General features: G+C 42.7%; 9 protein-coding genes. All 9 read left to right on the top strand.

Translation table 11 applies throughout. The features are described 5' to 3' along the window. The first annotated feature begins 433 nt into the window (after nt 1-433). The 9 genes from GX348_09220 (at nt 434) to GX348_09180 (ending at nt 9,098) form a co-directional block, all read left to right on the top strand. The gene (locus GX348_09220) at nt 434-1,354 is read left to right on the top strand and encodes a sirohydrochlorin cobaltochelatase (GenBank protein NLP42359.1); all 921 of its coding nucleotides are present in this window, start codon (nt 434-436) and stop codon (nt 1,352-1,354) included. Between the two features lie 40 nt (nt 1,355-1,394). Then, nucleotides 1,395-2,354, top strand: coding sequence for a porin (locus tag GX348_09215; protein ID NLP42358.1), 960 nt, complete (start codon nt 1,395-1,397; stop codon nt 2,352-2,354). Nucleotides 2,355-2,585: 231 nt separating this feature from the next. Continuing rightward, on the top strand, nt 2,586-3,290 hold the full coding sequence (cobI, locus tag GX348_09210; GenBank protein ID NLP42357.1) for a precorrin-2 C(20)-methyltransferase: 705 nt from the start codon (nt 2,586-2,588) through the stop codon (nt 3,288-3,290). Between the two features lie 23 nt (nt 3,291-3,313). Continuing rightward, nucleotides 3,314-4,276 (top strand): ABC transporter substrate-binding protein, encoded by a 963-nt coding sequence (locus GX348_09205; GenBank protein NLP42356.1) that lies wholly within the window; start codon nt 3,314-3,316, stop codon nt 4,274-4,276. Nucleotides 4,277-4,307: 31 nt separating this feature from the next. Next, nucleotides 4,308-5,279, top strand: a complete 972-nt coding sequence (locus GX348_09200) for an iron ABC transporter permease (GenBank protein NLP42355.1) — start codon at nt 4,308-4,310, stop codon at nt 5,277-5,279. Nucleotides 5,280-5,285: 6 nt separating this feature from the next. Further along, complete coding sequence (locus GX348_09195; protein NLP42354.1) at nt 5,286-6,095, top strand: ABC transporter ATP-binding protein; 810 nt, start codon at nt 5,286-5,288, stop codon at nt 6,093-6,095. A 3-nt stretch (nt 6,096-6,098) separates the two neighbouring features. Continuing rightward, a complete protein-coding gene (locus tag GX348_09190) occupies nt 6,099-6,938 on the top strand; it encodes an ABC transporter ATP-binding protein (protein ID NLP42353.1) in 840 nt (279 codons plus the stop codon). After that, nucleotides 6,938-7,678, top strand: a complete 741-nt coding sequence (locus GX348_09185; GenBank protein ID NLP42352.1) for an ABC transporter permease — start codon at nt 6,938-6,940, stop codon at nt 7,676-7,678. The genes GX348_09190 and GX348_09185 overlap by 1 nt, the downstream gene beginning before the upstream one ends. Before the next feature lie 856 nt (nt 7,679-8,534). Next, nucleotides 8,535-9,098: a hypothetical protein gene (locus GX348_09180; protein ID NLP42351.1), complete on the top strand. Its 564-nt coding sequence runs from the start codon at nt 8,535-8,537 to the stop codon at nt 9,096-9,098. The last annotated feature ends 125 nt before the right edge of the window (nt 9,099-9,223 follow it).

Raw genomic sequence — 9,223 nt, 5'->3', positions numbered from 1 at the left:
GGGAAGGTTTGGGGGAGCGATGATCCAGAGCCAGGAGAACTGCCTATCTAACAATCACCGTTTTATTTACCCACGCGCGATGGGGAGGGGATTTATTCATTGGAGTAATCTATCCTTCCCGGCTATTATTATGCCGGGATTTTTATTTGGATTTACTACTCTTGGTGATATCACCCTCTCTGTATGGTTTTCAGAGAGGGTTTCTTATTTGCCGGATAGCCAATTTGCGGGTTTCGTTACTCATGTAACTCTAATATTTTTCCATGGTTGCGTTTGGGAACCGCAACATGTCCCTGCATAGGGACTCCCTTTTAAATTAATTAGCATTAACTATAAACTTAATTTTTACGACAAGCAGAGAGGCGGGTGATACAGGAGGTCGATCCATAAACCATAAGTAAACTGAAAGATACTAATTCAAGGAGGAAGAAAAATGAAAAAAATCGTTTCGATTCTTGTTTTGGCCCTTTTTATTACAATGAGTTCTGGAGCTGCCGGCTTCGGTAATAAGGCTTCTGCAGCGCCAGCGGTAAAAGACAAAAAAGCTATCCTTGTGGTAAGTTTTGGTACTACCTTCCCTGAGACCCGCAAATTGACAATTGAAAGTGTAGAAAACAAAATCCAGGCTGTTTTTCCTGATTATGAGGTTCGCCGCGCTTTTACCTCCCGAATCATTATCAAAAGGTTAGCTGAAAGAGATGGCATCCAAGTGGATACTGAAAGACAAGCTTTAGAACGTCTAAAAGCTGAAGGATACAAAGAAGTAATTGTTCAGCCTCTTCACATTGAAGCCGGCGCTGAATATGAAAAAGTTCGCAGTATTGTAAATTCCTATGAGCAAAGTAAAGCCTTTGATAAAATATCGCTCGGCCGGCCGATGCTGTACTATATGGGCCAGGAAGAAAAACCCGATGATTATGCAACAGCCATCAAAGCCGTACAAACGCAGTTCCCTGAATTAGGACGCCGTGAAGCTGTAGTATTCATGGGACATGGCGGGGTTCACCCTTCCAATGCTGCTTATGCTGTACTCCAAATGAAAATGGCTGATGCCAGTCTGAATAATGTATTTGTATATACCGTTGAAGGATATCCGACCTTTGAACGAGTAATCGATAAATTAAAAGAAAATAAAATAAAGAAAGTTACCTTAATGCCGTTCATGCTGGTAGCTGGCGATCATGCCAATAATGATATGGCCGGTGACGAAGACGACTCAGCCAAAGCGCAGCTCCTTAAGGCCGGATTTAAAGTAGATACCTATGTCCATGGTCTGGGAGAAAATTCAGCTATTCAAGACATCTATGTTCAACACGTAAAAGATGTAATTGAGCAAACCTATGAAAGAAAATAAATAACGATTTCGAGTTATCGTTGGGAAGAAGGATTCTAAGGTGAAAAAAACGACTTTAATTGCTTTATGCACACTACTCAATCTCGCCTTTGCTCCGGTTGCATTGGCCGATCCGGTAGAACTTTCCGGTGATTTGTCGCTAAAATATCAACGCGATCATGAAGACGGTGAGTCCGCGAAAGATGGTCTCGTTTCAACGCTGACATTAAAAGCTAAAGCTAAGTTGAATGAAAACACATTTTTATACACCCGCCTTGGAGCACAAAATGTATCAAAAACTCAATTTAGAGATTTTGATACCCCGTATTATAGTGATGGCAAGAAAGAAGTTTTCGCATTGGACCAATTTGGGGTAATTTGGAACAAGGATGAGCTGACTTACAAACTTGGCCGCCAAGATATTACCGTCGGGGCAACTGCTCTCTTATACAGCCGGTCGGACTCGAATATTGGTCAAGGCGCCTTTGCAGACGGTCTTTTGATCAATGGTAATGTAGGAAATACTGAAATCTCAGCCTTCTTTGGGCAGGAAGACAATTACAGTTCGGACGATAATCGCTTGTATGCCGTGAGGGCTGCATACAGTCCGAATGATACTTGGACTTATGGAGCAACAGCAGCCCGCTATGTTAATAAAGAAGCTGGCCAAGCAAACACCAACCATTTGGCTGTTGACGGCACGTATAAATACGGAAAGCATAATTTAACCGCTGAATTTGCAAAATCAAATAGCAGTGTCTCTAATAAGGCGTATGCCGTAGTATGGGGTTATGATTTCGATGGAAAGGCAGCTGCCTCCATTACCGGTTTCAGAGTTGAGGAACAAGCCAGCATGGGCGGCGGCAGTGACTTTGACAACGATAACCGCGGCATCCATTATGGGGCAAATTATCAAATCAACGATGCTTTAAGCTTGGAGGCAGTTTATAAAGATCAAAAACAAATTTCAAATGGTGTCAAGAATAACTCGACCGAAATAACATTGAATTATACATTCTAGGACTTATCCTATGACCAAGACGCTGTAAGACTCCAAGTTTCTTAAGTGAGAGTTAACAACGTCTAAGTCCCTGGATAAGTACGACTAAGCTTCAGATGGAGTTAAAACGCTATCTTAAGCAAGTCGCGCTTTATCGTCGTGTAAAAGCGTGATAAAATCAACCCTGGCCAATGGCCGGGGTTGATTTTGCGCCGTTTTATCGTAAATTAGCTTTATACTTTGGAGGTAACTATGACAGGAATATTTTACGGCGTTGGAGTTGGTCCAGGGGATCCTAACTTACTTACTCTAAAAGCAGTCAAGGTAATTCAGGAGGCCGATGTCATCATCGCACCTAAAACTGAAAAGAAAGAAGAAAGTCTGGCATTTACAATCGCCAAGCCGTTCTTAAATCAAAGCACGGAGATTATTACATTGGTTTTTCCGATGGTGTCTGACACCGAAACATTGTCTGAGGCGTGGGATACTAATAAAGGAATAATTTTGGATTTGTTGAAACAAGGGAAAAAAGTCGTATTTCTTACTCTGGGCGATCCGATGTTTTACAGCACTTATATTTACGTTTATCGGCTTTTGGAAAACTGCGGTTATCCTATCGAAACTGTTCCTGGGATTACCGCTTTTTGTGCTATTGGCAGCCGGCTTGGCTATCCGCTGGTAGAAGGCGATGATGTATTAAGCATTATACCTGCCACTATGGACGATGACAAATTGGATAAAGCGCTTGCTGTGTCTGATAATGTGGTTCTAATGAAGGTTTACAAAAATTTTAACCAAGTAGTGGAAAAGTTAGAGCGTCATGGTTTAGCCGAGCATGCCGTCCTGACCAGCCGGTGTGGGTTGGAGGACGAAGTTGTAGTTGATAAATTGCAGGATACCGAAAAAACTCAACAGCTTAATTACTTATCAACGATTATATCCCGAAGAAGGAAGTGAAGACCTTGAGCAAGCGATTGCTGATGCTTGCGCTGGTAAACATACTGCTTATTTCATTTTTAACGGCAGGATGTTTTAGCGGAAGTAAGCCCCGAACTACACCGGATTCTTTACCATCATCGGCATACTTGACAATTAAAGACAGTATCGGGCGCACTGTCACCATTCCGCAAAAACCCCAAAGAATTGTTTTACTATCACCATCATTTGTAAATTTATTATACAGTGTTGATGGCAAGGCTATTGGACGGCCCAATTCGAAGTCTGGCACAATACCCCAAGCGGCACTTAGTGTTCCCGAGGTTGGCTTTGTATATAATATCAATTTGGAAAAACTGGCAGCACTTCAGCCGGATCTCGTAATTGGCGTTCAAGGGCTGCATGAAAAGTTAGTGCCAAGTATGGAAAGCAATAATATCCCGATTATTATCCTGAGATATAAAACATTGGAAGATAATATAGAGATTACTCGTCTGTTGGGCAGCATTGCCGGAACGCAGGCCAAAGCTGAGTTGGTTATCCAAAACATACAGTCACAGATTCAGACAATTATTGCGAAATTACCGGTGGACAAAAGCCGCAAGGTTGCGATTTTACATGCTACTTCCAAGAGCGTCACAGTTGAACTTGATACAACAATCGCCGGAAGTATTGCAAAGGAACTTGGGCTTGTCAACATTGCTGCAGGCAGCATGCCTGTTAACGCTGATAACGATACAGTTCCTTACAGTATGGAGAAACTTGTGGAAAATGACCCTGATATCATGTTTGTTGTAACCATGGGGGACAAGGCTGAGATCGAGAAACGGATGTGGGCAGATGTGCAAAGCAACCCAGCTTGGAAAAGTCTGCGGGCGGTAAAAGAACAAAAGGTTTATTTTTTGCCGTCAGAACTCTTTTTGTTGAATCCTGGTCTGAGGATGCCAGAGGCTGTGGAGTATATGGGCAAGCTTGTATATCCTGAGGTGTATGGCAGTGCAAAATAAGCCAGAGTTGTTTACTGGTCGCAGTCATAGAATGACACAACGGCTGCTTATGCTTGGTTTGTTGGCTGCTGTTGCCGGGGGCGGGATACTGCTAAGTCTAGCCCAAGGCGCATCTGGCATTCCAGTGGGAGAGGTCATTAATACGCTCCTTAATCCCAATTCAACTTCGCTAAGCCAGATTATATGGAATATCCGGCTGCCGCGAACGTTGGTTGCTGCTTTGGTCGGGATGAATCTGGCTCTTTCCGGAGCTTTGCTCCAGTCGATAATGAGAAGTCCGCTTGCTGATCCGCATATTATCGGTGTTTCCTCTGGGGCAGGACTTGTTGGAATCGTTATCTTGATTTTATTCCCTCATCATGAGTATCTTCTTACCCCGGCAGCTTTTGCCGGGGCTATGGGAGCAGCTTTTGCCATCTATATTTTGGCATGGAAAGGCGGCATCCGTCCGGTACGGATTATCTTGGCCGGTGTGGCAGTTTCCGCTTTTCTTGGGGCGGGAATTGCAGGCTTACTGGTATTTTACAGTGATCGGGTTCATGGGGCATTGATGTGGATGGTGGGCGGCCTTTCAGCACGAAGCTGGCCGCATCTGTATGCAATTCTTCCTTATAGCATTGCTGGCGGCTTGTTGGCTCTGTTTAGTGCAAAAGCTCTCAATGTTTTAGAACTTGGCGATGAAGTTGCGTCCGGACTGGGACTGTCCGTCGAGCGGACGAGATTAGCTTTGACGGTTGTAGCGGCTTTATTAGCGGCGAGCGCTGTTAGTGTTGCAGGTTTGCTGGGGTTTGTCGGCTTAGTAGTGCCTCATTCCGCCCGACTTATTATCGGCTCAGACTATCGATTTTTAATCCCGGCCTCAGCCTTGCTAGGAATTGCCGTAATTACCGTTAGTGATACTTTGGCGCGAACGCTATTTTCACCGGTTGAACTGCCTGTAGGTATTATTATGGCTTTTGCCGGCGCCCCCTTTTTTCTATACCTCTTGAGAAAGGAGCCGTAAAACAGCATGTTAGAGGCAACTCATATATCGCTGGGTTTCGATGATCAATACTTGTTCAAGGATTTTTGTCTAACAATTAAAGGCGGAGAAGTTCTGTCGATAATCGGCCCAAACGGCTCTGGGAAAAGTACGCTGCTAAAAACCTTAGCACGAAACATAAAACCCCAGCAAGGTAATATTTTGCTTGATAATAAGGCCATACATTCCTACAATCCCAGTGCGCTGGCACGCTTGATGGCTGTGTTGCCCCAATCAACCAGTGCGCCGAGTGATCTTACTGTAAGGGAATTGGTCGAATACGGCCGGTTTCCTCACCAGCATTGGTGGAAAAATACAAAAAGAGAAGATAGTTTGGCCTTGGATTGGGCCATGGAACGCACCAAACTGACCAGCTTATCTGATAGACTGGTCAGTACCTTATCTGGGGGAGAACGGCAGCGGGTCTGGCTGGCCATGGCGCTTGCGCAAAAACCACGGATTCTGTTGCTGGATGAACCGACTACCTATTTAGACATTTGTCATCAGCTTGAGATATTAGAACTGGTAACCGCGCTCAACAATTCCGAGGGCATTACAGTAGTAATGGTACTGCACGACATGAATCATGCTGCGCGCTATTCCGATCGCATTGCTGTATTAAATAAGGGGAGTCTGTTCGCAGTTGGAACTCCGGAACAAGTCATAAGGACTGATACACTTCGAGAGGTATTTAATGTAGAAGCTGATATCTGGCTGGACAGTAACAAGCGGCCGATATGCATTCCCCGTTGTTTGGTGGCGTCTGCAGACCAGCCTATTGTACAAAAAAGGGGTTAGTTTATGATCCAGATTAATGATTTGGTTAAGCAATATGGCAGCCGGACGGTGCTGGATAATGTAAGCTTATCTATTGAGACAGGAGAAATTTTCGGCTTACTAGGACCAAATGGTGCCGGTAAAACGACCTTAATTCGTATTCTTACGATGTTAGCCTCCCATAGTGCCGGTACAATCACTGTCAATAAGCTTCCTTTACCTGAAGAAGCCAAGAATATTAAAGCATTATTAGGCTGCGTTCCCCAGCACTTAAACTTAGATGCCGATCTGACGGCTTGGGAGAACCTAGAACTTCATGGGCGGTTACATCATATTCCCACCCAAGAAAGACGGCAGCGAATCAAAGAACTTCTTAAGTATGTTGAACTGAATGACCGAGCTGACGAAATGGTAAATACCTTTTCAGGCGGTATGAAAAGGCGGCTAATGATTGCCCGAGCACTAATGCACCGCCCTAAAATATTATTTTTGGATGAACCTACTGTTGGTCTCGATCCGCAGGTACGAAGGCGGCTGTGGGATTTAATTTTGAGTCTTAATCATCAGGGCCTAACCGTTTTGTTTACTACCCACTACATTGAAGAAGCCGAGGCTCTCTGTCAGCGAGTTGCCATATTGGAAAAAGGCAAGCTGATAATATCAGGCACACCGGCTGCCCTGCGTCGTCAGGTAGGTCAATATACGGTGGAATGGTCGGAGGCTGACGGTATTAAAGCACGTTTTTTTGATGAGCGATCTGATGCTGTAGCTTTTATAAATAGTCTTGACACTGCCACGACGATACGAAATACGAATTTAGAAGATGTATTTGTTGAGTTAACAGGAAGGAAAGTGAAAGACTAATGTTAGCAGATATTAAAACAGTAATATGGCGGGACTGGGTTGTCCTTCGGCGACGGTTGGGCAGGTACATTTTATCCAGAATGGTTTCCCCGGTTCTGTATCTAGTTGCGTTTGGCTGGGGTCTTGGTAGCCAAATCCAAGTGCGGGGGGGAAGTTATTTAGACTTTATTGTCCCGGGTATTTTAGCCTTAAACTCCATGATCATTAGTTTCAATGCAGTCGGCACCCCTGTGAATATGAGCCGTCTTTATCATAAGACCTTAGAAGAATATCAAATTGCTCCAATCACTGCTGCATCTTTTGTGATTGGTAAAGTGGTATCCGGAATGATCCGCGGTATAATATCTTCACTTATAATTATTATATTGGCATTTGTTTTTGGGGCTACACTAACCATTTCTGGCTGGTTTTGGCCTATACTGCTTTTAAACTGCGCTCTGTTCTCTGGACTTGGCTTTGTAGCGGCTATGATTATGAACTCCCATGAAGAAATGGCAAACTTCAATACTTATGTATTGACTCCTATGTCGTTTTTATGTGCTACTTTTTTTACTACAGAGCGTCTGCCGACTTTAATGCATTATCTTATTGAGATATTGCCGCTGACTCATGCCAGCCATGGATTGCGCATGGCTGGCATGAGTCAAGATCCTTCTTTGTTGTCTATCGGCGTACTAATGGTATATACCGTAATTTTTTTGATAATCGGAATTTGGCAAATGAGAAGAGTAAAGGGATAGCGTAGCTATCCTTTACTCTTCTGTTACATATTAAACTATCGTAGTCTTAGCCATTGTGATAATTTATTCAAAACGTGCTTTGGTGTAATGCCACTTAACAATGCCGTCGGCTTTCCATATTACCCAGCAGGTGCCATAGGCAGCTGGCGCAAGAGAATTGGACTTTGTTACCTTCTAGGACATAAGCTCTGGATAGTCAGCCAGTTTCCGAGGAAAAGGCTATGGATTTTATAATTTCGGGTTATATAAAAATTTTATTTTTACTATTTTGCAATGGTCGTCTTGAATAAGCATTAATCTGTCAGTCAACCTACTTGGCTGCAGGTTTGCACTCCCCAAATCGTCTCTAAGAGAAGTATTGAAAAATGCCGCATTATACCAAATAAAAAAATGAAAATCAAGATTTGTTTCTAATTAATATTATTGGTATAATTACCCAAAAGGCAAGGGGGTGGGATGTTGAAGAGAGAGGTCTTTAGCTTGCCAATAAGGGATATTGCATCTTGTCAAGGGTTCGATAAAGAAATTTTTATAACACCAGAAGATGGACAAGCAATTTTGGCTCAAATAATGACTGTAATAGCAGACATTCCATCAAATATCAAATTTTTTTTTGAGCTTGACTTTTTAGGCGGGAGACAAGGGGACGGTGGTTGTGTCCACAATTGTTTTCGATGTCTTTGATGATAATATTAACTGTTTGCAGGACAGCACCACCGTCCCCCTGTCTTTCGGTAGAACTAGAGGTCGGGGGAGTTAAAGAGTTCAACAATAGTTCTACTATGTTAAATGAGAACAGTATTATTGACAAAATTTTGATGCTGTTTTCTCCCTGGGTAGAAGGGGTGATAAAGTAATGGTAAGTGAAATGACAGAAGATATTTATAAAGCAATGGCAATGAAGTTTAAACCCGATAATATTAAAATTGTATTGTTAGCTGAAAGTCCGCCAGCAATGCCTCAAAACAATGATTTTAGTCAATTGAAATATTTCTATAATGTCGAGTATGCCAATAATCAGAAAGACATTCTTTTAAGGGAAACTGCTAAAGTAATATTAGACGATAATAATATATCTGTAAGAACAAAAGAAGAAAAGATAGCTGTTTTGGAACAGTTAAAAGTTGTAGGTGTTTATCTGGTTGATACGGTAAAATACCCAATTAATAAGTCTAAGTCAAAGGATAGAAGGCAAGCTATTATCGATGGCGTACCAGCCTTAATTACTGAACTGAAAGAGTTGAATGCCGAAAGAATTATAATAGTAATGAAATCTATATATGATTTGGTTAGTCAGGAGCTTAAAAATGCAGGATTGCCAATTGTTGATGTACCGGTAAATTCTCCCTTTGGTCCGACTAAGAAAGGGTTTGACTATAAGACAACACTAAGGCGAGCATTAAATTGTAGTGTTTACTAACACTCAGCGATATGACTAATTATTAGGTTCTATATTGAGATGGTCAAAGAAGGGGCATTGGTAAATTCTGGCATAGCAAGTATCGGTATCATACTAATGAAACGGTGTCCCTGTCCCCGTGTTTC

Source organism: Veillonellaceae bacterium (genome assembly GCA_012523975.1).
GTDB lineage: Bacteria > Bacillota > Negativicutes > JAAYSF01 > JAAYSF01 > JAAYSF01.
This window is presented reverse-complemented; position numbering and strand designations above follow the sequence as displayed.

Coding starts and splice junctions, on each gene's coding strand:
- cobI (NLP42357.1), top strand. CDS start 2,586: ATGACAGGAATATTTTACGGCGTTGGAGTTGGTCCAGGGGATCCTAAC.
- GX348_09220 (NLP42359.1), top strand. CDS start 434: ATGAAAAAAATCGTTTCGATTCTTGTTTTGGCCCTTTTTATTACAATG.
- GX348_09195 (NLP42354.1), top strand. CDS start 5,286: ATGTTAGAGGCAACTCATATATCGCTGGGTTTCGATGATCAATACTTG.
- GX348_09180 (NLP42351.1), top strand. CDS start 8,535: ATGGTAAGTGAAATGACAGAAGATATTTATAAAGCAATGGCAATGAAG.
- GX348_09185 (NLP42352.1), top strand. CDS start 6,938: ATGTTAGCAGATATTAAAACAGTAATATGGCGGGACTGGGTTGTCCTT.
- GX348_09205 (NLP42356.1), top strand. CDS start 3,314: ATGCTTGCGCTGGTAAACATACTGCTTATTTCATTTTTAACGGCAGGA.
- GX348_09200 (NLP42355.1), top strand. CDS start 4,308: ATGACACAACGGCTGCTTATGCTTGGTTTGTTGGCTGCTGTTGCCGGG.
- GX348_09190 (NLP42353.1), top strand. CDS start 6,099: ATGATCCAGATTAATGATTTGGTTAAGCAATATGGCAGCCGGACGGTG.